The sequence below is a fragment of the Chelatococcus sambhunathii genome (assembly GCF_001418005.1).
Lineage (GTDB): Bacteria > Pseudomonadota > Alphaproteobacteria > Rhizobiales > Beijerinckiaceae > Chelatococcus_A > Chelatococcus_A sambhunathii.
This window is the reverse complement of record NZ_LIOL01000002.1, coordinates 20,343-41,194: the sequence shown is the minus strand read 5'-3', so window position 1 is coordinate 41,194 and position 20,852 is coordinate 20,343. Positions and strand designations below refer to the sequence as shown.

Sequence of the window (20,852 nt, the reverse complement as noted above, 5' to 3'; positions counted from 1 at the left end):
TGGATCGGGCCGCGCATCGCAGTCCTTCCGGCGCGGCAGCTTTGATTTAGCACCCGGCCGGCCAAAGGCAGAATGTTTTTTCGCGCCTGCGGGATGACTGCCGGGCTATTGCGCTGCCGGCGCCGCCGACAGCGCCCTGGCCTCCGAGGCGGCAGCCTCGTTTGCCCGCCGCCGCGCCTCCAGCTCCTGCTTCAGCCGCTCGGCCTCATCGGCGCTCCGCGGGCGGATCGCGCGGGCCGGCGGCTGCACGCCGATGGGCATGTAGTTGAGGTCGCTGGGCCGCGATTGGGCGACGAACTCGGCCGACCGCGGCGCCTCGGCGCGCAGCCCCGTGGCGACGGCGACATCCCGCACTGCCTCACCACCGCTCGTGCAGGCGGCGAGGACGAGCGGCAGCAGCACGAGCAGCGCCTTGCGGGCACGGCTGCCCCGCACGGACTGGAAAAGGCCTCGCAGGTAACGTCTCATCGGTATGAACTCTTGTGAAAGGACCATCTGCGACAAGTCTTGCGTCGATATGCGCGATGCCCATGCCGGCGATCATGCCCGTCAATGATGCCCATGTCACAGATTGTCGGTTAATATGAGGAAAAAGGGAACGGATCGAGACATGCCGTCGAGGAAAGAGGCGGAGGGCGCATGACTGATAAGGGCGACCAGCGACCCGGCACGCCGATGCCGGATTTCGAGGCCCTGTCGCGCAACATGGCCCAGTTCGTGGAGGAAGCCGGCCGGGTGGCGGCCGCCTACCTCAAGCCATACGAGGAGGGCCGCGCCAAGGGCGGAGCCGCCGACGAGGTAGGCGACATCGTCAAGACGCTTGGCAATGTGGCCGAGAAGTGGATGTCCGATCCGCAGAAGGCGATCGAGGCCCAGTCCGCCCTCACCTCTCGCTTCCTTGATCTTTGGGCCTCGACCCTCAAGCGCATGCAGGGCGAACAGGCCGAGCCGGTAATCACGCCAGACCCGAAGGACAAGCGCTTCGCTGACCCCGAGTGGGAGGAAAATCCGCTCTTCGATTTCATCAAGCAGGCCTATCTGCTGACGACCGACTGGGCCGACCGGCTCGCCGCCGAGGCCGAGGGGCTCGACGACCACACCCGTCACAAGGCGCAGTTCTACGTGCGCCAGATCGCAAGCGCGCTCGCCCCGTCGAACTTCATCGCCACCAATCCGGAGCTCATCCGAACCACCCTGCGCGAGAGCGGCGCCAACCTGGTGCGTGGCATGCAGATGCTGGCCGAGGACGTGGAGGCCGGCGGCGGCCAGCTCAAGGTGCGCCAGTCGGACCCGCACCGGTTCGAGGTCGGCATCAATCTCGCCAACACGCCCGGCAAGGTCATCTTCCGCAACGAGCTTGTGGAACTCATCCAGTACAGCCCGACGACCGAGAAGGTGCTGCGCCGGCCGCTCCTCATCGTGCCGCCGTGGATCAACAAGTACTACATCCTCGATCTCAACCCGGACAAATCCTTCATCCGCTGGGCGGTGGCGCAGGGACTCACCGTCTTCTGCATCTCCTGGGTCAACCCCGACGAGCGGCTGGCCGAGAAGAGCTTCGAGGATTACATGCGCGAGGGCATCTTCGCCGCCCTCGACGCCATTGCCCGCAACACGGGCGAGGAGGAGGTCTCGGCCGTCGGCTATTGCGTCGGCGGTACCCTGCTCGCGGCGACGCTCGCCTTCATGGCGGCGAACGGCGACACACGCATCGCCGGCGCCACCTTCCTGACCACCCAGGTGGACTTCACCCATGCCGGCGATCTCAAGGTCTTCGTCGACGAGGACCAGATCAGGGCCATCGAGCAGGAGATGGCCAAGCGCGGCTATCTCGAGGGCTCGCGCATGGCGACCGCCTTCAACATGCTGCGGCCGAACGACCTGATATGGCCCTACATCGTCAACAACTACGTGCGCGGCGTCTCCCCGCTGCCGTTCGACCTGCTCTACTGGAACTCCGATTCCACCCGCATGCCGGCAGCCAACCATTCGTTCTACATGCGCGAATGCTACCTGAAGAACAATCTCGCCAAGGGCCGCATGAACTTCGGCAATACGCGGCTCGAACTGTCGGACGTCACCATACCCACCTATCACCTCGCCACGCGCGAGGACCACATCGCCCCGGCCCGCTCGGTCTTCCTTGGCGCGCAGCTCTTCGGCGGGCGCATCCGCTTCGTGCTTGCCGGCTCGGGACACATCGCCGGCGTCGTCAATCCGCCGGCCAAGCCGAAGTACCAGCACTGGGTCAACGGCAAACCGCGCGGCGAGCTCGACGACTGGCTGAAGGAGGCGCAGGAGGTGCCCGGCTCCTGGTGGCCGGACTGGATCGACTGGATCGCCGCCCAGAGCCCCGAACGGGTCAAGGCGCGCGACCCCGCCGAGGGGCCGCTCGCGCCCCTATGCGACGCCCCCGGCACCTATGTGAAGATGCGGGACTGAGGCGGGACGCCGACGCGCAAAGGCCGGCGGTTGCCCGCCGGCCTTTCTTCTTGCCCCGAGCTTCTTGCCCAAGCTTCTTGCCCGAGCCGGCAACCCGGCCTGGGCCTTCGCATGGGCAATCCGGGAAAAGCGATCAGTACTTGCGCACGATCGGCGCGGGGATCGGCTTGGCTGGCTCGTCCCAGCGGTACTTGAGCGCCACGGAGACGATGTCGACTGACGGCTTCGTCTCGGCGACGAAGGGCAGCGCCGCGAACTGCGGATTGCCCGGCACGAGGCGAATGTCCGTGTCCTTGACGAAGATGTGTGTGTAGCCGACGTCGAAGGACAGCTGGTCGTTCCACTGGTAGGTGGCGCCGATCGAGGCCCAGAGACGATCGTTGTCGGGAATGCGCACGTCACGCGTGCGGTCGGTGATGGGCGACCACTCGTAGCCGAGGCCGGCACGCAGCGCGAGTTGATCGTTGACCTGATATTCCGCACCGACGGAAGCGAACCAGCCGTCGCGATAGCTGAACGGCAGCGCCGTCACGGCCGTCCCGCTGATCGCGCTCGTGACCGGCACGATGTTGAGCCTGCTCCAGTTCGTCCACTCGACCCCGGCCATCACCTTCCACTGTGGCGACAGGCGCTGGGCGACGCCGAAGGTCAGCACCTCCGGCAGGTTCACATTGGCCTTGACGGGGACGATCGTCGCCGGCCCCACGTGCAGGTTGCCCTCGAGCTGGTGACGGATCGACGACCGGAAGCCGAGGCCGATCTCGGTGCCCTCGAACGGCGTCAGCGTCAGGCCGAGCGTGTAGCCGACGCCGTACGCATCGCCCTCGAGGATGGCGGCCGGGGCGAGGGGCGACAGGCCGAGCGCGCGCTTCAGCGTCACGTCGAGATATTGCACCTGCAGCCCGACACCGATGGAGAGCCAGTCGGTGACCCTGTAGCCGATCGTTGGCGTGACGTTGATGGAGAAGGCCTTCGACGAACGCCCGTAGGTCTGGCCGGCCCAGTTCTGGTCCGGCTTGGTGATGAAGCCGTAGGGCGAATTGATCGACACGCCGAGCCAGAGCCGGTCGTTGACCTGATAGCTCGCATAGCTGGCCGGCACGACGGCCGTCTGGCCGATATTGCCGGACCCGACGGGGGTGCCCCCGAGCGCGCCGACGAGGCCGAGGGTCGGCAGGTCCGGATTGATCTTCGCCTCGGGAAAGATCACCGACGCATGACCCTCGAAGCGGAAGCCGGGACTCATGGTGATCGTCGCCGGGTTCCAGAACATCGACGAGAGACCGGCAGAACCGGCCGCAACGCCGGAGAATGACATGCCCTGTCCGGTGGCACTCTGCTCACGGATCGCGAAGGAGCCAGCCTGTGCATCGGCCATAGCAACGATCAATGAAACTGAACAAATGGCCGTCCACGTAAGAAATTTCCGAGAATCCCTCATGGATGTTCCCCTGACCCATACGTTCCATGGAGGCGTCTGTTACTTGCGAGCGCCCTTGATTCGCATGCTGCCAAGGCCGTCTTCGACAATCAATGTATTGGTACACATACAAATATCTGAAATGGCGACTAACATTTCAGTCTTAACACCGCAAAAAACACATCAAAACATGCCTTTTGATGCACCGCACAACACCAATCCGGTTCACATGGGTATAGTTCATATCGAAACCATATCGATTTTCGCGCCTGCCCACAGGTCCTTCTCATCCGCGGAAAAAGCGTGCGGCTGGCGACTTTTCGCCTGATGTGACATTACCGCAACAAGCGCCGGTTACGCGCTGCGCGCATCGGATCTGCGCCGATCCGGCTTGCGATCGGCGCCCCGCCGCAGCACACTCCGCCCGCTTGAAACGTTTCAATTGGAGGATACCCCATGAAGTTGGTGCGCTACGGCAATCCGGGCGCGGAGAAGCCGGGCATCGTCGACGCCGAGGGCACGATCCGCGACATCTCCGGCATCGTCCCCGATCTCGCCGGCAAGGCCCTCACAAGGGCCTCGCTGGCGCGCATCGCCGCCGTCGACCCCAAGACCCTTCCAGCCGTGCCGGCCGGCACGCGGCTCGGCCCCTGCGTCGGCAACGTGCGCAACTTCATCGCAGTGGGCCTCAACTATGCCGATCACGCGGCGGAGACGAACTCGCCGATCCCGAAGGAGCCGATCCTCTTCAACAAGGCCCCGTCCTGCATCGTCGGCCCCAATGACGACGTGATCGTGCCGCGCGGCTCGCAGAAGACCGACTGGGAGGTCGAGCTCGCCATCGTCATCGGCGAGGAGGCGTCCTACGTCGAGGAGAAGGACGCGCTCGACTACGTGGCCGGCTACTGCGTCTGCAACGACGTGTCGGAGCGCGAGTACCAGATCGAGCGCGGCGGTCAGTGGGCCAAGGGCAAGGGTTGCCCCACCTTCGGTCCCCTCGGCCCCTGGCTCGTCACGACTGACGAGATCAAGGACGTGCAGAACTTGTCCATGTGGCTCGAAGTGAACGGCGAGCGGGTGCAGGACGGCTCGACGAAGACCATGATCTTCTCCGTTCCCTTCCTCGTGTCATACATCTCGCAGTTCATGAAGCTCGAGCCCGGCGACGTCATCACCACCGGCACGCCTCCCGGCGTCGGCATGGGCATGAAGCCGCCGCGCTTCCTCAAGGGCGGCGAGGTCGTGGAACTCGGCATCGAGGGCCTCGGCACGCAGAAGCAGCAGGTGCGGGCCTATCAGAGCTGAGCATCGGCACGAGTTCCGGTTTAAGGGCGGGCACTTGCCCGCCCTTTTTCACATGGCGCGCAAGCTTCAGACGCCGAGCATCAACCGGATGTTCTGCACTGCCGCACCGGAGGCGCCCTTGCCCAGATTGTCGAGCCGGGCGACGAGCACGGCCTGCCGCCGCGCCTCGTTGGCATAGACCCTGAGTTCCAGCCGGTCGGTGTCGTTGAGCGCCTCGGGCTCGATCTTGCCGCCCGTGACGCTCGCATCGTCCTGCCGGGCGACCGAGACGAGCTCGCTCACCGCATAGCGCGTGGCGAGCACCGCCTGCAGGTCGGCCCCCGTCGGCCGCTCGGGCAGCGTGTCGAGATGCAGCGGGATCGACACCAGCATGCCCTGGCGGAAATTGCCGACCGAGGGCACGAAGATCGGCCGCCGCGAGAGGCCGCAATAGGTCTGCAGCTCCGGCAGGTGCTTGTGCTCGAGGCCGAGGCCGTAGAGCTCGAAGGACGGCGCCGTGCCCGCCTCGTAGGCCTCGATCATCGTGCGTCCGCCGCCGGAATAGCCGCTGACCGCATTGATGGTGACGGGATAATCCGCCGGCACGAGTCCGGCGTCGACGAGCGGCCTCAGAAGCGCGATCGCCCCCGTCGGATAGCAGCCCGGATTGGACACCAGGCGCGCCCCGGCGATCGCCGCGCGCTGGCCCGGCGTCATCTCGGCGAAGCCGTAGACCCAGCCCGGCGCGACCCGGTGGGCGGTGCTCGCATCGAGCACGCGCGGACCGGCCTCTCCCAGGGCCTCGACGAGCGCCACCGTCTCCTTGGCGGCCGCGTCCGGCAGGCAGAGCACGACGAGATCGACATCGGCGAGCAGCGCCTTCTTCGCCTCCACGTCCTTGCGCAGCTCCGGCGCGATGGACCTGAGCTCGATCTGCGGCAGCGCCGAGAGCCGCTCGCGGATGCCGAGGCCCGTGGTGCCGGCCTCACCGTCGATGAAGACGCGCGGCGCCCGCGCACCCGCAGCCTTGCCCCGGGCGGGATTGAGAAGCGAGGTGTCGTTCATGGACGGCTCCTGACGATTGTCCGGGCGACGGTTTTCGAGCGTTTGCCGGTGGTAACAGAAGATGGGGACGAAATTGCAACAAAAAAGCCGCGCTGCGGGCGCGGCTCCGATCACGACACGCGAGGTCGCGTCATCGCACGCGCGCAAGGACGGCGCGGCGGCGTCGGTTCGGCGTGGTGTGCGCGACGGTGATCATGGGCACGCTTATCCGGGAAAGGGGCGCCGGTGTCAATGACGACCCGGCCAGTCTCTCCCGTTCGCGGGGAGGGTTATCGCACACGAAGGTCGAGGTCATGATCCTCCCCCGCATGGGGGAGGGAAAACACTCACCCCCGCGCCCGCTCGGCGAGGATCTGCAGGTAGTGCTGCACCACCGTCGCACCGGCGATCGCGGTGATGTCGGCATGGTCGTAGGGCGGCGCCACCTCGACGAGGTCCATGCCGCGCCAGTCGATGTCGCGCAGGCTCCACAGCGCCATCAGCGCCTCGGCGCTCGAAAGGCCGCCGGCGACCGGGGTGCCCGTGCCCGGCGCGAAGGCGGGATCGAGCGCGTCGATGTCGAACGACAGATAGGCCGGCCCCTCGCCCACCCGCTCGCGGATGCGCTGGGCGATGCCGGCGACGCCGAGCCCGCGCGCCTCGTAGGCATCGACGATGGCGATGCCGAAATCGTCCGGCGCCACGGTGCGGATGCCGATCTGGATGGAGCGCGAGCAGTCGATCAGCCCCTCCATCTCGGCGCGGGTGACGAAGGTGCCGTGCGAGGTGCCCTCGCCGTCGTCCTCCCAGGTGTCCTGGTGGGCGTCGAACTGCACCAGCGCCAGCGGCCCGTGCTCGGCCACATGGGCGCGCAGCAGCGGCAGGGTGATGGAATGATCGCCGCCGAGCGTCACGAGATGGCATCCGGCCGCGACGATCTCCGCCGCCTGCGCCTCGACGAGGCCGTGCACCTGGTCGAGCCGGCGATAGTCGAACGAGCAGTCGCCCCAGTCGATCACCGTGAGCGCCTCGAAGGGATCGAGCCCGGAGGGGAACTGCGGATCGCCGTCGAAGATCGCGGAGGCGCGGCGCAGCGCCTGCGGCCCGAAGCGCGCCCCTGGCCGGTTGGACGTGGCGCAATCGAACGGCACGCCCCACACGACGACGTCCGCCGCCGACAGATCGCGGCTGTAGCGCCGGCGCATGAAGGACAGCGCCCCCGAATAGGTCGGCTCGAGCGAGCCGCCGTCGAGCGGGCCGAGAAAGGCGTTGTCCGTCGGACGCGGGCGGATCGAATCGTTGCGGCTCACGGCGTCTCCTCGCAGCACTTTGCCGAAGGATAGCCGGCACCCGCGCCGCATCAAGCGCAAGAGGCGGCACGCCATGCCTCACGTCGGCGCGAGGTGCCATTGGCAGGCCCGCCCCGTCGAGCTATGGGCGGGGCGATGACGTGCGCACGCCCCCTCTCCCGCCGCTCCCTCATCGGCAGCCTCGCAGCCCTCGCCGCCTCTGCTCTGCCCGCCCGCGCCGCCCCCTCGCTCCGGCAGGGCGGCAGCCAGTTCGTCTGGCTGGAGCCGCGCCGGCAGATGCCGGCGCTCGCCCTGACCGATGTCCGGAGCCGCCGGCACACGCTGGCGCCGGACGGGCGCGTCCATCTCCTCAATTTCTGGGCGAGCTGGTGCCCGCCGTGCCGGGAGGAGATGCCGCGCCTCGAGGCCTTCGTGCGGACGATCGATGCGCAGCGCCTCAACGTCGCCGCCATCTCCTTCGACCGGGACGGCACAAGGGCCGTCGCGCCCTTCCTGAAGCGCCACGGCATCGAGAAGCTCCCCGTCTTCGTCGATCCCGAGGGGGACGTCGCCTATTCGGACGCCGGCAACCGCAAGGGCGCGCCCTTCGCCCTCTACGGCATGCCCATCACCTATCTCGTCGACCGCGGCGGCGGCATCGTCGGCTACATCTCCGGCGCGGTGGACTGGCTGCAGCCGGACGCCGAGGCCTTCCTCGCCGCCTTCATGGCCTGACCTGCGCCGCGCCTACACCGTCGGCAGCACCGTGAACCCATCCGCCGCGCTCCCCGGCGCGAGCGCGCTCCCCGTTTCGTCGTAGCGCTCGATGGCCTCGACCCGCGCACCGAGCGGCCCCGCGCGGCAGGCCGCGAGCATCGCCTCCACGGCATCGGCCGGCCCGGCGAAGACCGCCTCGACGAAGCCCTCGCGCCGGTTGCGCACCCAGCCCGCAAGCCCCCGCGCCCCCGCCTCGCGCGCCGTCCAAGCCCGATAGCCCACGCCCTGCACGCGGCCCTTGATGACGGCATGGACGATGACGCGGGAGGTCATGACTCACTCCACAACGACGGCCTCCGACAGCCTACCACGCCATCGCGCGCGGAGGATAAGGAATATTTTCCTTGATCTTAGGATTTGTTCTCTATATGTTCCGACCTGCGCGCGTACCCCTATCATCAGGAGATACCCTCGTGGCCTCGTATGCGATAACCGATGACAAGATCGTCTTCACGAACGGCACGCCGGCCGGCTATACGGTCGGAACCCTCCAGGATGCGATGAATGTTGCGCGAAGCAATGGGAAGCCCCTGTTCATCGTTGCCGGCACCTACGATGTGGGCAACCTCTCGGTCAGAACCTCCAACGGCGGAGGCGCACCACTTGTCATGGAAGCCAATCCCGGCACCGTGACGTTGCGCTTCACGACTGGTACTTTTTTCCTAGAGATCGACAATGTTCCGGATTGCGTGATCCGCGGCATCACATTCAACGCAAACGGCCGTCCCTATGCCGAGTCCGGCAATGGCGGCGCCATCACCGCCTATCGTGCGCACAGGACCCGCATCGACCGCTGTACGGTGCATGGCGCGCCGGGCATGGGGATCGTCTTCGAACAGTGCGGAACGCGCCAGACGATCGGGACAACCGGAACCGACGAACCCGTCTCCCCGGCAGGCGCTATTGCCGGTTGCGAGGTTTACAACTGCGACACCGCCATCTTCGGCGTGGCCAATGTCAGCTTGTCGGTGACCGGCAACGTCGTTCGAAACTGCGGCAATAACGGCATCCTCATCTGGCAATACTCGCCGCGGTTCGACGGCAGCACCGTGAGCGGCAATGTCATCACTTACATTGAGGCGCAAGGCGGCGGCACCGGCCAGCGCGGCAATGGCGTCAATCTCTACCGCGCCCACGGCTGCACCGTGACGGATAACCGGATTCGCTACTGCAAGTTCAGCGCGGTGCGAGCCAACGTCTGCAACGACACGATTATCTCCGGCAATAACATCTACGCGATGGGCGAGATGGCCATCTACGTCGAAGAGACGGACGGCGCATCCGGAGAGAACGACGTCGGCACCGTCGTCGGCTCGAACCTGATCGACACCTGCGGCAGCGGCATCTCCGTCACCAACTTCAACAATGGCGGCAGGCTCGCGAGCATCACCGGCAACGTGGTCCGCAATGCCAGGCAGTCGAACAATCCGACGGTGAGCTATGACACGGGCACGGGCATCAGTGCGGAAGGCGACTGCGTCGTCAACGGCAATGTCGTCGAGTGCGCCCTCCGCTACGGCATCGTTGTCGGAACGAACAATTATGCCCGCAACCTGATCGCTTCCGACAACGTCATCCGCCGGTGCGGCATCGGTATTGCAGCCTCGGCCAACGCGAATGCGGGCCACATGCTTGTGACCGACAACATGATCCAGATGCCGGCGGGCGTTTCTACCGAAAATGGTATCGTGGCCTATACCTATCTCGGCGAGACCAGCGGCGTGAGGATCGACGCAACGATGAGCGGCATCACGCCGAGCACCTATCCCAAGATCCACCTTGGCCTCAACATCGTGCACGACCAGCAGACGCCCGATCCGGTACCGGTGCCCTGCCTGGCCAGCCTGCCGGTCTTCTGAGGCAGCGCACCGCGAGGGAGGGAAGACCTCCCTCGCATTAACCCGGTCTTGGCATTTTGCGCACAGACTGGCGGCGATTCTTTGGGAGAATGATTGCCATGAATGCCAACGCGACCGGAATGGCCGCTGCGCGTGAGGCGCCCCCCCGCCTTGCCGAATTGCTTGCGAAACAACGGCCGGATTGGCATTCCGAATGGGCATGGGCCAACTACAAGTCCACGCTCGTCGACCTCGTCAGGGCCTACCACCTTCGCCACCTGTGCGAGATCGGCGGCGGACGTGACCCTTCGTTCACGGCCGAGGAGGCTGCGGAACTCGGCATCACGCTCACCATCAACGACATCAGCGCCGCGGAGCTCGAAAAAGCACCGCCGGGCTTTCCGACAGCCTGCTTCGACGTATCGGGAGACATCGCCGCAGCGGGGATCGCGCCCGGCCAGTTCGACCTGATGTTCTCGCGCATGGTCTTCGAGCATGTGAAGGACGTGCGGCAGGCCTGGCGTAATATTCACACGTTGCTCGCGCCGGGCGGCGTGGCGGTGGCGTTCTTCCCCACCCTCTATTCGTTGCCCTTCCTCGCCAATCATCTGATGCCGGAATGGCTGTCGAGCGCCATCGTGCGCGCCTTCTATCCCAACCGGGGCGAAGAGACCGACGACCCCAAGTTCCCCGCCGTTTACGACTGGTGCTTCTCCAGTGAGGCCCGGATGCTGCCCATGCTGCGGGACTGCGGCTTCTCGGACGTGGCCATCCAGCCCTTCTGGGGGCATGGCTATTTCAAGCGGCTGCCGGTGGTGCGGCAGATCGACGATGCCTTCAACGCCCTTGCCGCACGGCGCGACTGGCGGAGCATGTCCGCCTACGCCTACGTGCTGGTGCGCAAGTAGTCAGGCAAACTCCAGAATAACCGCATCCACCGCGAGGCTGTCGCCCTCCTTGGCGTGGATCTTCGCGACCGTGCCGTCGCGCTCGGCCTTGAGCACGTTCTCCATCTTCATCGCCTCGACGATGGCGAGCGTCTCGCCGGCCTTCACCTCCTGGCCCTCGGCGACGGCGATGGCCTTGACGAGGCCGGGCATGGGGCAGAGCAGCTGCTTCGAGGTGTCGGCCGCCACCTTCTCCGGCATCAGGGCGGCAAGCTCGGCCTCGCGCCGGGTATAGACGCGCGCCTCCGTCGCCGTGCCCGCGTGGGCGAGCGCCACGCCGTTGAGGATCGGCCGCACCTGCACCGCGATCGCCTTGCCGTCGACGCGGCCGTGCCATACCGGCTCACCGGGGCGCCAGGACGACGCGACGGCGACCGTGCGCCCGTCGGAAAAGGCGAGAACGAGAGCCCCGTCCTTGTCGTCGATGGTGAGCGGGATGGCCTCGCGGCCCAGCATCACCACCCGCTCGCGCTCGAACCTGACGGGCTTGGCCGAGCGCAACTGGCCCGAGATGCGGCGCTTGCGCTCGTTGAACAGATGGTCGATGGCCGCCGCCACCGCCGCGAGGTGGATGGCGACCTCCCCTTCGGGCTTCGGCATGGCGAAGCCGTCGGGAAACTCCTCGGCGATGAAGCCCGTCGACAGGCGGCCCTCCTGCCAGCGCGGATGGGCCATCAGCGCCGAGAGGAAGGGAATGTTGTGGCGGATGCCGTCGATGGCGAAGGCATCGAGCGCCCGCTGCTGGGCCGCGATGGCGGCCGCGCGCGTCGGCGCGTGGGTGATCAGCTTGGCGATCATCGGGTCGTAGTAGATGGAGATCTCCCCCCCCTCCACGACGCCCGTGTCGTTGCGCACCCGCGCCCCGTCCGCCTCGCCCTCGGCCGGCGGGCGATAGGTGACGAGCCGGCCCGTCGAGGGCAGGAAGCCGCGCGTCGGGTCCTCGGCATAGACGCGGCTCTCGACGGCCCAGCCGTCGAGCCGGATGTCTTCCTGCGAAAAACGCAGCTTCTCGCCGGCGGCGATGCGGATCATCTCCTCGACGAGGTCGATGCCGGTGACCATCTCGGTCACCGGATGCTCCACCTGCAGGCGGGTGTTCATCTCGAGGAAGTAGAAGGAGCGGTCCTGGCCCGCCACGAACTCGACCGTGCCGGCCGAGTCGTAGTTCACCGCCTTCGCGAGCGCCACCGCCTGCTCGCCCATCCTGCGGCGCGTCGCCTCGTCGAGCAGCGGCGAGGGCGCCTCCTCGATGACCTTCTGGTTGCGGCGCTGGATGGAGCACTCGCGCTCGCCGAGATAGACGACGTTGCCGTGCTTGTCGCCGATGACCTGGATCTCGACGTGGCGCGGATCGGTGATGAATTTTTCCACGAACACCCGGTCGTCGCCGAAGGAGGATGCCGCCTCCGAGCGGGCGCGGGCGAAGCCCTCCGCCACCTCGGCCGCCGAATAGGCGATGCGCATGCCCTTGCCGCCGCCGCCCGCCGAGGCCTTGATCATGACCGGATAGCCGATGTCGTCGGCGATCCTCACCGCCTCTTCCGGGCTCTCGATGACGCCGAGAAAGCCCGGCACGGTCGAGACCTCGGCGGCATTGGCGAATTTCTTCGATTCGATCTTGTCGCCCATGGCCTCGATGGCCTTGGGGTTGGGCCCGATGAAGGTGATGCCGGCGCTTGCCAGCGCCTCGGCGAAGGCCGCCCGCTCGGACAGGAAGCCGTAGCCCGGATGCACCGCCTCCGCCCCGGTCTGCCGGCAGGCCTCGACGATCTTCTCGATGACGAGATAGGACTGGGCGGCGGGCGCCGGCCCGACGAAGACGGCCTCGTCCGCCATCTCCACGTGCAGCGCGTCCCTGTCCGCCTCGGAGAACACCGCCACCGTCCCGATGCCCATGCGACGCGCCGTCTTGATGACCCGGCAGGCGATCTCGCCGCGATTGGCAATCAGGATCTTCGAGAACATGGACGCTCCCCTGGTGACCGTTTCCCCTCACCGCTTCTAGACGAGAGCGCCGGGGGCGACAATTGCGGCGAAAGACGGATGCTCATCCGGGCATTTGTGCAGAGGCGACAAGAAAGCCGGCGGCGAGCGCGACAAGCGCGAGCAAGGACACGAGGCTGAAGCGCCCGGCATAGGCCCTCCCGCCGAGCGTCGCGGCATAGATGCATTTGGCGATCGTGTTGCTGCCGACGGCGATGGCGATGGCGATGGCGCCCGCACCGAGAGCGAGACGGTCGGGCACGAGGCCGGACACGCCGAGCGACACCGCATCGACATCGGCAAGACCCGAGACGGCAGCGACGGCATAGACGCCCACGGCGCCGAGATGCTCGGCCGCCAGATCGCCCGCCACGCGCACGAAGGCGAGCAGCGCGGCGAGCTTGAGCACCTCGCCGAGCTCGAACGGGTTGCCGCCCTCGGGGGCGGCCGATTGCGCCGGCGCCCCTTCGCGGCGGGCGAGCAGCCAGGCGCCGGCGACGAGCACGGCGGCTCCGAGCCCGAGGCCCGGCGCCAGCAGCCGGCCGAGTTCAGGCGCGACCGCCGTGACGATGACGGCCGTGCGGATGAAGGACACCGCCCCCGCCGCGAGCGCGCCGGCGGCGAGCGGCAGCGCCGCCTCCCCCATCCGGGCAAGCCGGGCATTGGCGAGCGTCACTGCCGTGGAGGACACGAGCCCGCCGGTGGCGCCGGCGACGAGCCGACCGCGTTCCGCGCCGAAGAGCTGCACCGCGACATAGCCGAGAAAGGACACACCGGCGAGGATGATGGCAAGCAGCCAGACCCGCGCCGGGTTGAGCCCCATGAACTGCGGCAGCGGCTCGTCGGGAATGAGCGGCAGCGCCACGAAGGTCATGACGGCGAGCACGATGGCGGAGCGCAGTTCGCTCCAGCGCATGCGCCGCAGCAGCGCGTGAAGCACCTCGCGGCTGGCGAGAAGCGCCGTCATGACGACGGCCGCGGCCCCTGCGAAGGCCGGATCTCCGAGGACCGCAAGCGCCCCGAGCACGAAGGTCGCCTGCCCGGCGACGACGCCAGTGACGCTGAAATTGGCGTCGGCCTCCGCCTCTCGGCGCTTGAACGTGATGAGCGCGGCCGACAACACGGCGAGCGCTGCGACGAGGACGATCGCCGCAACCGGTGCGTTCTGCGGCGCCAGCGCCTGCGCGGTGATCGCGGCGATACCGCCGAAGAAGCCGAACAGCGCGAAGGTGCGCACACCCGCGGTGCGGCTGCCGGCCGGCGCGTCACGCTCGCGCCAATGGCGCTCGACACCGACGAGAAGGCCCACGGCGAGGGACACCGCGAGCCTGTGGAAGAGATCGTTGAGGTCCATGCGCAGAATGCGTCACTGCTCGCATGGCTTGTAAAGGGAAATGATGCGCACTCTGCCGTTTATGCCGCGGCGAAGCGGCGCGGCATGGCCTTCACCGGCACGCCCAAGGCCCGTCGCAGGCGATTGCCCTGGCCGCGCAACAGGAAGGCGAGCAGAACCTCGTCCACCTGCTGGGCCTCGCGCACCACCTCCATGCCGATGCGCAGGGCGTTGACCGTCGGCCCGCCGCCAGCGCCGAGAGAGGTGACCAGCCAGTGCGCATCCTCGCCGCGCACGATGCCGGTGGGACGCTCGCCCCACACGACGAAATCCACCACCATCGCCACGAGGCAATCGGCGAAGGATGCATCCTGATCCTTCACCGCGCGGTCGAGCGCGATCAGCACATCCGCTTCTTCCCGGAACGCGATGCCATCCGGCAAGATCTCGCGCTGCAGGTACGCCACGTCCTTCGCAGTAATGCGCTGACGGTCGAGGATCTCATCGACGAAACGGAAGAAGTTCTTGTTGATCATTGTTTGATGCCTCCCCGGCATTCTTTTCGCCGGTGTGATTGCTTCCTGTCGCGAACGATCCTGCGCCCAACCACTCGCCAAGTTCTTAACGGCCAATCGTGAATCTTTGTTCAGGTTAAGCGTTGTTGACGGCCCGTGGTTGACGGAAAATCACCGTCATCGGTGCAACTGTCGCCATCCTGCCGAGGTTCCCGGCTTGCAGGGGTGCAAGAGGCATTTGCGCGGCTAGGGATTTGCGCTGCCGTCGCCATCTGGCAGCAAGAGCACAACAGCAGCCAGGGAGCAGAGCCATGGCACGTTCGGCAGGCATCCACCACGTCACCGCCATCGCGAGCGATCCGCGGCGCAACCTCGACTTCTACACTCGCGTTCTCGGGCTGCGCTTCGTCAAGAAGACGGTGAACTTCGACGATCCCAGCACCTACCACTTCTATTTTGGCGACGAGGAGGGCAACCCTGGCACCATCCTCACCTTCTTCCCATGGTCGCATGTGGCGCCGGGACGGCCGGGCGTCGGCCAGACGCTGGAAACCGCCTTCCTCATCCCCGAGGAAGCGCTCGGCTTCTGGACGGAGCGGCTCGTGACCCTCGGCGTCACGCATGAGGCACCCATCAGACGCTTCGACCGCACGGTCCTGCCGTTTCGGGATCCTGACGGCATGCGCCTTGCGCTCGTCGCAACGCCAGGCCTCGTCGCATCGAGGGCCTGGACGACGGCCGACATCCCGGCGGAAGCCGCCGTCCGCGGCTTCGCGGGCGTGACGCTGCTCGTCGACCGGCCGGAGCCCACGGCCGCGGTGCTGACGGAGGTCTTCGGCTTTGTGGAAGCCGGCCGAACGGAGAACCTCTTCCGCTACCGGGGCGAGGCCGAGGTCGGCGGCTATGTGGACCTGCGCATTGCCGGCGGCTTCCTGCCCGGCACGATGGGCGCCGGCTCGGTGCACCATGTCGCCTTCCGGGCCGCAGGCGACGCGGACCAGGCGGCGATGGCGAAGGCGCTGCGCGAGAAGCTCGGCATCGTCACGACGGAGCAGAAGGAGCGCAACTATTTCCGCTCCGTCTATTTCCGGGAGCCCGGCGGCGTCATCTTCGAGATCGCCACCGACGATCCGGGCTTTGGCATCGACGAGAGCTTCGAGGCGCTCGGCACCTCCCTCAAGCTGCCGCCCTTCTACGAGAAGGACCGGGAGCGGATCGAGGCCGTCCTGCCCGTGCTCGACTGAGCCGGACCATCACCCCCGTGAGCCGTGCCCGCCCTCGCGCGGGCACGGCAGGGATAATTGCGATGAGCGACTTCATCCATCACTACGAAGCTGGCGGCACTGAGCGCCCGCCGCTCCTCCTGCTGCACGGCACCGGCGGCGACGAGCACGACCTCGTGCCGCTCGGCCGCACGCTCGCCCCCGGGGCGGCTCTCCTGTCGCCACGCGGCAAGGTGCTGGAGAACGGCATGCCCCGCTTTTTCCGCCGCTTCGGCGAGGGGCGGTTCGACGTCGAGGACATCAAGCTCCGCGCGGCCGAGCTTGCCGGCTTCGTCGAGGAGGCGCGCGAGCGCTACGGCATCGCGCAGCCAATCGCGCTCGGCTTCTCCAACGGCGCCAACATCGCCGCGGCGATGCTGCTGCTCGCGCCCGAAGCGCTCGCCGGGGCCGTCCTCTTGAGGGTCATGACGCCGCTGGTGCCGGACGTGCTGCCGGACCTTGCCGGCAAGCCCGTGCTGATGCTGTCGGGGTCGGCCGATCCGATCGTCCCGGCCGACGATGCGGGGCGGCTCGCCAGCCTGCTGCGCGAGGCGAGCGCGACGGTGCAGCACCAGGTGCTGCCGGCCGGGCACGGCCTGACGCAGGCGGACGTCAATCTCTCCGCACGCTGGCTGGCCGAGGCCGGTTGAAGCCTCTCAAAGGACAAGGAGGGCCCGGAGCGCGGATCGCCCCGCTCCGGGCCTTGCCTTTTTGCGCCCTCGCCTCCTCCGTCACCTGCAGCCTCGCGTCCCCTGCAAGGCTCGCCCGGCAGCCCTGACCCGCAACCGCTTGTCAATCACCGAAGAGCAACGGAGTGTGTGGCGTCGGCCCCGACGACCGGCTCTACCGAGGGGAAAGAAGAATTGGTACAGGTTGCGGCTCACAGGTCGCCGGCGCGCGACGATGCGCTCGACAAGGCTCTCCGGCTTCTCGAAACACTGCCGCTGGTCGACGGCCACAACGACCTGCCATGGGTGATTCGTGAGGACGTCCGGGCTCGCGGCGACGTCTTCGCCTATGAACTGACGCGCGAGCATCAGGACGGCGACACCGACATCCCACGCCTCCTCGCCGGCCGCGTCAGCGCCCAGTTCTGGGCCGCCTTCATCCCGACTCATGTGCCCCACCCCGGCCGCACCACGCTGGAGCAGATCGATGTCATCCTGCGCCTGCAGGAGGCGCATCCCGACGTCTTCATGCCGGCGACGAAGGCGAGCGACATCGCGAAGGCCAAGAAGCTCGGCAGGATCGCCTCCTTCATCGCGGTGGAGGGCGGCGTCGGCCTCGAGAACAGCCTGGCGCCGCTGCGCGTCTGGCACGCCGCCGGCGCGCGGCTGATGACGCTCTGCCACAACGAGACGCTGGACTGGGTCGATTCCGCCACCGATGCGCCGCGCCACGGCGGCCTCACCGCCTTTGGCCGTGCCGTGGTGCGGGAACTCAACCGCCTCGGCATGATCGTCGACTGCGCCCATGTCTCGCACGACGTCATGCGCCAGGTGCTCGACGTCTCGCGCGCGCCTGTCGTCTTCTCCCACTCGAATGCCTTTGCCCTGTGCGACCACCCGCGCAACGTGCCCGACGACGTGCTCGCCCGCGTCAGGGGCAACGGCGGCATCGTCATGGCAACCTTCGTGCCGGACTTCATCGGCCAGCAGTCGCGCGACTGGATGCGTCCGCTCAAGGACGAGTTCGGCAAGAGCCGACACGACATCGACATGGGAGCCGCGGTCGCGGCGCGGGCGCGCGACGCAGGCCCCTGGCCGCGCAGCACGCTCGAGCAGCTCTGCGATCACATCGAATATATCGCCGACAAGGCCGGCCTGCGGCACGTGGGCATCGGCTCCGACTTCTTCGGCGGTCCGACGCCGCCGGGCCTGGAGGACGCGAGCCGTTTCCCTCACCTCCTCGCCGAGCTCATCCGCCGTGGCTGGTCGGACGACGCCATCGCCGGCATCGCCTCACGCAATTTCCTGCGCGCCTTCCGCACGGTGGAGCGCATCGGGCGCGAATTGCGCAAGAGCGAGAAACCGGCGCTGGGGACGGTGGAGGAGATCGACGGACGGTAGGCGCCGGCCCCAGATACCGGTTCACGCGAACCCTTTCCGCCCGTCGTGGCCGGGCTTGTCCCGGCCATCCACGCCTTTCAGCCAAGCGCAGCGTCGCCGCGTGGATGCCCGCGACAAGCGCGGGCATGACGGTGGGAACTCTACTATCCCGCGCCGCGAGGAAGCGGCGATCCCCCTCACAACGGAATATTGTCGTGCTTGCGCCAGGGCTGCTCCGCCTTCTTGGCGCGCAGCATGGCGAAGGCGCGGGCGACGCGCCGGCGCGTCGAATGCGGCATGATCACCTCGTCGATATAGCCGCGCTCGGCGGCGACGAAGGGCGACATGAAGCGGTCCTCGTATTGCTTCGTGCGCGCCGCGATCTTCTCGGCATCGCCGATGTCCTGCCGGAAGATGATCTCGACAGCGCCCTTGGCTCCCATCACAGCGATCTGCGCTGTCGGCCAGGCGTAGTTCACGTCTCCGCCCACGTGCTTCGAGGCCATGACGTCGTAGGCGCCGCCGAAGGCCTTGCGGGTGATGACGGTGACGAGCGGCACGGTCGCCTCCGAATAGGCGTAGAGCAGCTTCGCCCCGTGTTTGATGAGCCCGCCATATTCCTGCGCCGTGCCGGGCAGGAAGCCGGGCACGTCGACAAGGGTCAGGATCGGGATCTCGAAGGCGTCGCAGAAGCGCACGAAGCGCGCCGCCTTGCGCGAGGCATCCGCATCTAGCACGCCGGCGAGCACCATCGGCTGGTTGGCCACGACGCCCACCGTGCGCCCCTCGAGCCGGATGAATCCGGTGATGATGTTCCTGGCATAAGCCTCTTGGATCTCGAAGAAATCGCCCTCATCCGCGATCTTCAGGACGAGTTCCTTCATGTCGTAGGGTTTGTTCGGGTTGTCCGGCACGAGCGTGTCGAGCGACATTTCCACCCGGTCCGCCTCGTCCTCGGTCGGCCATTCCGGCACGCCCTCGGTGTTGTTGGCGGGCAGGAAGTCCATCAGCCGGCGGATCTGCAGCAGCGCCTCGACGTCGTTGTCCCACGCGCCGTCGGCGACGGAGGACTTCGTCGTGTGCACCTTGGCACCGCCGAGTTCCTCCGAAGTGACCGTCTCGTTGGTCACGGTCTTCACCACGTCCGGCCCGGTCACGAACATGTAGCTCGTGTCGCGCACCATGAAGATGAAGTCGGTCATCGCCGGGGAATAGACGTCGCCGCCGGCGCAGGGGCCCATGATGACCGAGATCTGCGGAATGACACCCGAGGCGATGACATTGCGCTTGAACACCTCGCCATAGCCGCCGAGCGCCGCGACCCCCTCCTGGATGCGGGCGCCGCCGGCATCGAACAGGCCGATGATCGGCGCGCGCATCTTCACCGCCATGTCCTGGATCTTGGTGATCTTCTGCGCGTGCGTTTCCGAGAGCGAGCCGCCGAAGACGGTGAAGTCCTTGGCGAAGACGAAGACGGTGCGGCCGTTGATGGTGCCCCAGCCGGTGACGACGCCGTCACCCGGGAACTTCGTCCCCTCCATGCCGAAATCGACGCAGCGGTGCTCGACGAACATGTCGAACTCCTCGAACGAGCCCGTATCGAGCAGCAGTGCGATGCGCTCGCGCGCCGTGAGCTTGCCGCGCGCATGCTGGGCGGCGATGCGCTTCTCGCCGCCGCCGAGGCGCGCCCCGGCGCGCCGCTCTTCGAGCCTTTCGAGGATGTCCTTCATGCGCCTCCCCCACGGTCGGTTCCTTGTCGCCTGCGTGATTAGCACGCCGGCAAAGCCGCAGGAACCGATACGGTAGGCGGATAAGTGCAAGGCCGGTTGCGGCAGGTCCCCGTCAGCCGAGCGCCCGCAGCATCCCGGCGGCCGCGGCGAAGTCGCGCCATCTGACGGCGCGGCGCGCCAGCGCCTCCTCATCCTCGCCCCAGATCTCCATCTGCACCTCTTCGTCGAGATGCGACGCCCGCCAGCCAGCCTCCGCCGTCAGGTGCCCATGGGCAACGGCCAGCGCAATGACGGCCGAGCCGCTGAGCGTCGTCAGCACATGGAGCGCCGCGAGCGCCACGGGAGCCTCGAACCTGGCGACCGCGGCCGCCATGGCAGCGAGCGATTCTTCCGGCTGGGCCACGAACATCACGCCCTCGGCCAGCACGAAACGCGCGCCGAGCGCTTCCCGCGCCCAGGCGAGGATCGGGTCCCAGATGTCCCGCTGTCGTGCAACGAGCCGCTCCGGCCCCTCGGCGCGGTAGCACAGGAGGTCCGAGCCGGCATATTTCACGACATCGGCCGCCACCGCCGCCATCTCGCGCGCGACCCCGTCGATGGCCGAATTGGCGAGCCGTGTCAGCGGCATCGTCGCGGGGTCGATGCGCTCGCCCTGTGCCGCCCATTCCGCCGCCACGGCCTCTCCGACCGTCCGCGTCGGCAGCGCCAGGAGCGCCCTGCCGGGCGTGCGGGCCGGACGCCCGTCGAGCACGAGGACGAAGCCCTCCGCGCGCTCCTCCACCGCCGCCTCCTTGTAGAAGCGGCGCGGCAGGTTCGCCTTCATCGACTGCTGGGCCACCCGCATCGGGTCACGCACGGTCTCGCCGTCCGCGGGAAACCAGTCGCTGGTCAGTTCGTCACGCATGGTGGGTCCTTAACACGTAGAAGCCGACGCGGCGAC

The 20,852-nt window shown here is 67.4% G+C and carries 18 protein-coding genes; 8 read left to right on the top strand and 10 right to left on the bottom strand.

The annotated features are described in order from the left end of the window. Positions 1 to 105: 105 nt before the first annotated feature. Positions 106 to 468: a hypothetical protein gene (locus ASC46_RS03795; RefSeq protein WP_072249426.1), complete on the bottom strand. Its 363-nt coding sequence runs from the start codon at positions 466 to 468 to the stop codon at positions 106 to 108. A gap of 171 nt (positions 469 to 639) precedes the next feature. Here ASC46_RS03795 and ASC46_RS03790 point away from each other — a divergent pair, with 171 nt between their 5' ends. Then, on the top strand, positions 640 to 2,442 hold the full coding sequence (locus ASC46_RS03790) for a PHA/PHB synthase family protein (protein ID WP_055457990.1): 1,803 nt from the start codon (positions 640 to 642) through the stop codon (positions 2,440 to 2,442). 133 nt (positions 2,443 to 2,575) lie between these two features. Here ASC46_RS03790 and ASC46_RS03785 read toward each other — a convergent pair whose 3' ends face one another. Beyond that, on the bottom strand, positions 2,576 to 3,820 hold the full coding sequence (locus ASC46_RS03785) for an OmpP1/FadL family transporter (protein WP_245280463.1): 1,245 nt from the start codon (positions 3,818 to 3,820) through the stop codon (positions 2,576 to 2,578). 498 nt (positions 3,821 to 4,318) lie between these two features. Between ASC46_RS03785 and ASC46_RS03780 the strand changes: the two genes are divergently transcribed. Beyond that, positions 4,319 to 5,167, top strand: a complete 849-nt coding sequence (locus ASC46_RS03780; RefSeq protein ID WP_055457988.1) for a fumarylacetoacetate hydrolase family protein — start codon at positions 4,319 to 4,321, stop codon at positions 5,165 to 5,167. Positions 5,168 to 5,233: 66 nt separating this feature from the next. Here the strand turns inward: ASC46_RS03780 and argC are convergent, their stop codons facing one another. Continuing rightward, positions 5,234 to 6,211: an N-acetyl-gamma-glutamyl-phosphate reductase gene (gene argC, locus ASC46_RS03775; protein ID WP_055457987.1), complete on the bottom strand. Its 978-nt coding sequence runs from the start codon at positions 6,209 to 6,211 to the stop codon at positions 5,234 to 5,236. A 326-nt stretch (positions 6,212 to 6,537) separates the two neighbouring features. Then, entirely contained in the window at positions 6,538 to 7,500 is a 963-nt protein-coding gene (gene speB / locus ASC46_RS03770) for an agmatinase (protein WP_055457986.1), read from the bottom strand. A gap of 135 nt (positions 7,501 to 7,635) precedes the next feature. Between speB and ASC46_RS03765 the strand changes: the two genes are divergently transcribed. Further along, positions 7,636 to 8,214 carry a TlpA family protein disulfide reductase gene (locus ASC46_RS03765; RefSeq protein WP_157672314.1) on the top strand — a complete coding sequence of 193 codons (579 nt, stop codon included), beginning with the start codon at positions 7,636 to 7,638 and terminating at the stop codon, positions 8,212 to 8,214. A gap of 12 nt (positions 8,215 to 8,226) precedes the next feature. Here ASC46_RS03765 and ASC46_RS03760 read toward each other — a convergent pair whose 3' ends face one another. Next, positions 8,227 to 8,529, bottom strand: a complete 303-nt coding sequence (locus tag ASC46_RS03760) for an acylphosphatase (protein ID WP_055457984.1) — start codon at positions 8,527 to 8,529, stop codon at positions 8,227 to 8,229. A 140-nt stretch (positions 8,530 to 8,669) separates the two neighbouring features. On the opposite strand from ASC46_RS03760, the gene ASC46_RS03755 reads away from it, so the two are divergent. Together ASC46_RS03755 and ASC46_RS03750 are read left to right on the top strand one after the other, a co-directional pair. Beyond that, positions 8,670 to 10,115, top strand: coding sequence for a TIGR03808 family TAT-translocated repetitive protein (locus ASC46_RS03755; protein WP_055457983.1), 1,446 nt, complete (start codon positions 8,670 to 8,672; stop codon positions 10,113 to 10,115). A 98-nt stretch (positions 10,116 to 10,213) separates the two neighbouring features. Next, the gene (locus ASC46_RS03750; protein WP_055457982.1) at positions 10,214 to 11,002 is read left to right on the top strand and encodes a class I SAM-dependent methyltransferase; all 789 of its coding nucleotides are present in this window, start codon (positions 10,214 to 10,216) and stop codon (positions 11,000 to 11,002) included. On the opposite strand, the gene ASC46_RS03745 is transcribed toward ASC46_RS03750, so the two are convergent. The 3 genes from ASC46_RS03745 to ASC46_RS03735 form a co-directional block, all read right to left on the bottom strand. Beyond that, the gene (locus ASC46_RS03745; protein ID WP_055457981.1) at positions 11,003 to 13,006 is read right to left on the bottom strand and encodes an acetyl-CoA carboxylase biotin carboxylase subunit; all 2,004 of its coding nucleotides are present in this window, start codon (positions 13,004 to 13,006) and stop codon (positions 11,003 to 11,005) included. It lies immediately after the preceding gene. A gap of 82 nt (positions 13,007 to 13,088) precedes the next feature. Then, positions 13,089 to 14,378 carry an MgtC/SapB family protein gene (locus ASC46_RS03740; protein WP_055457980.1) on the bottom strand — a complete coding sequence of 430 codons (1,290 nt, stop codon included), beginning with the start codon at positions 14,376 to 14,378 and terminating at the stop codon, positions 13,089 to 13,091. A gap of 59 nt (positions 14,379 to 14,437) precedes the next feature. Beyond that, positions 14,438 to 14,893, bottom strand: coding sequence for a hypothetical protein (locus tag ASC46_RS03735; RefSeq protein WP_055457979.1), 456 nt, complete (start codon positions 14,891 to 14,893; stop codon positions 14,438 to 14,440). A 290-nt stretch (positions 14,894 to 15,183) separates the two neighbouring features. Between ASC46_RS03735 and ASC46_RS03730 the strand changes: the two genes are divergently transcribed. The 3 genes from ASC46_RS03730 (at position 15,184) to ASC46_RS03720 (ending at position 18,203) form a co-directional block, all read left to right on the top strand. Continuing rightward, the gene (locus tag ASC46_RS03730; protein WP_055457978.1) at positions 15,184 to 16,116 is read left to right on the top strand and encodes a ring-cleaving dioxygenase; all 933 of its coding nucleotides are present in this window, start codon (positions 15,184 to 15,186) and stop codon (positions 16,114 to 16,116) included. A gap of 62 nt (positions 16,117 to 16,178) precedes the next feature. Next, a complete protein-coding gene (locus ASC46_RS03725; RefSeq protein ID WP_055457977.1) occupies positions 16,179 to 16,784 on the top strand; it encodes an alpha/beta hydrolase in 606 nt (201 codons plus the stop codon). Between the two features lie 213 nt (positions 16,785 to 16,997). Continuing rightward, entirely contained in the window at positions 16,998 to 18,203 is a 1,206-nt protein-coding gene (locus tag ASC46_RS03720; RefSeq protein WP_055457976.1) for a dipeptidase, read from the top strand. A 176-nt stretch (positions 18,204 to 18,379) separates the two neighbouring features. Here ASC46_RS03720 and ASC46_RS03715 read toward each other — a convergent pair whose 3' ends face one another. Continuing rightward, complete coding sequence (locus tag ASC46_RS03715) at positions 18,380 to 19,912, bottom strand: acyl-CoA carboxylase subunit beta (protein WP_055457975.1); 1,533 nt, start codon at positions 19,910 to 19,912, stop codon at positions 18,380 to 18,382. A gap of 112 nt (positions 19,913 to 20,024) precedes the next feature. Beyond that, positions 20,025 to 20,816 carry an ATP12 family chaperone protein gene (locus ASC46_RS03710; protein WP_055457974.1) on the bottom strand — a complete coding sequence of 264 codons (792 nt, stop codon included), beginning with the start codon at positions 20,814 to 20,816 and terminating at the stop codon, positions 20,025 to 20,027. Positions 20,817 to 20,852: the final 36 nt, after the last annotated feature.

What these genes read in the sequence shown, in the direction of transcription:
- ASC46_RS03735 (WP_055457979.1), bottom strand. Translation starts at nt 14,893, where the DNA reads ATGATCAACAAGAACTTCTTCCGTTTCGTCGATGAGATCCTCGACCGT.
- argC (WP_055457987.1), bottom strand. Translation starts at nt 6,211, where the DNA reads ATGAACGACACCTCGCTTCTCAATCCCGCCCGGGGCAAGGCTGCGGGT.
- ASC46_RS03715 (WP_055457975.1), bottom strand. Translation starts at nt 19,912, where the DNA reads ATGAAGGACATCCTCGAAAGGCTCGAAGAGCGGCGCGCCGGGGCGCGC.
- ASC46_RS03745 (WP_055457981.1), bottom strand. Translation starts at nt 13,006, where the DNA reads ATGTTCTCGAAGATCCTGATTGCCAATCGCGGCGAGATCGCCTGCCGG.
- ASC46_RS03740 (WP_055457980.1), bottom strand. Translation starts at nt 14,378, where the DNA reads ATGGACCTCAACGATCTCTTCCACAGGCTCGCGGTGTCCCTCGCCGTG.
- ASC46_RS03710 (WP_055457974.1), bottom strand. Translation starts at nt 20,816, where the DNA reads ATGCGTGACGAACTGACCAGCGACTGGTTTCCCGCGGACGGCGAGACC.
- ASC46_RS03760 (WP_055457984.1), bottom strand. Translation starts at nt 8,529, where the DNA reads ATGACCTCCCGCGTCATCGTCCATGCCGTCATCAAGGGCCGCGTGCAG.
- ASC46_RS03750 (WP_055457982.1), top strand. Translation starts at nt 10,214, where the DNA reads ATGAATGCCAACGCGACCGGAATGGCCGCTGCGCGTGAGGCGCCCCCC.
- ASC46_RS03765 (WP_157672314.1), top strand. Translation starts at nt 7,636, where the DNA reads ATGACGTGCGCACGCCCCCTCTCCCGCCGCTCCCTCATCGGCAGCCTC.
- ASC46_RS03780 (WP_055457988.1), top strand. Translation starts at nt 4,319, where the DNA reads ATGAAGTTGGTGCGCTACGGCAATCCGGGCGCGGAGAAGCCGGGCATC.
- ASC46_RS03730 (WP_055457978.1), top strand. Translation starts at nt 15,184, where the DNA reads ATGGCACGTTCGGCAGGCATCCACCACGTCACCGCCATCGCGAGCGAT.
- ASC46_RS03795 (WP_072249426.1), bottom strand. Translation starts at nt 468, where the DNA reads ATGAGACGTTACCTGCGAGGCCTTTTCCAGTCCGTGCGGGGCAGCCGT.
- ASC46_RS03790 (WP_055457990.1), top strand. Translation starts at nt 640, where the DNA reads ATGACTGATAAGGGCGACCAGCGACCCGGCACGCCGATGCCGGATTTC.
- ASC46_RS03785 (WP_245280463.1), bottom strand. Translation starts at nt 3,820, where the DNA reads ATGGCCGATGCACAGGCTGGCTCCTTCGCGATCCGTGAGCAGAGTGCC.
- ASC46_RS03725 (WP_055457977.1), top strand. Translation starts at nt 16,179, where the DNA reads ATGAGCGACTTCATCCATCACTACGAAGCTGGCGGCACTGAGCGCCCG.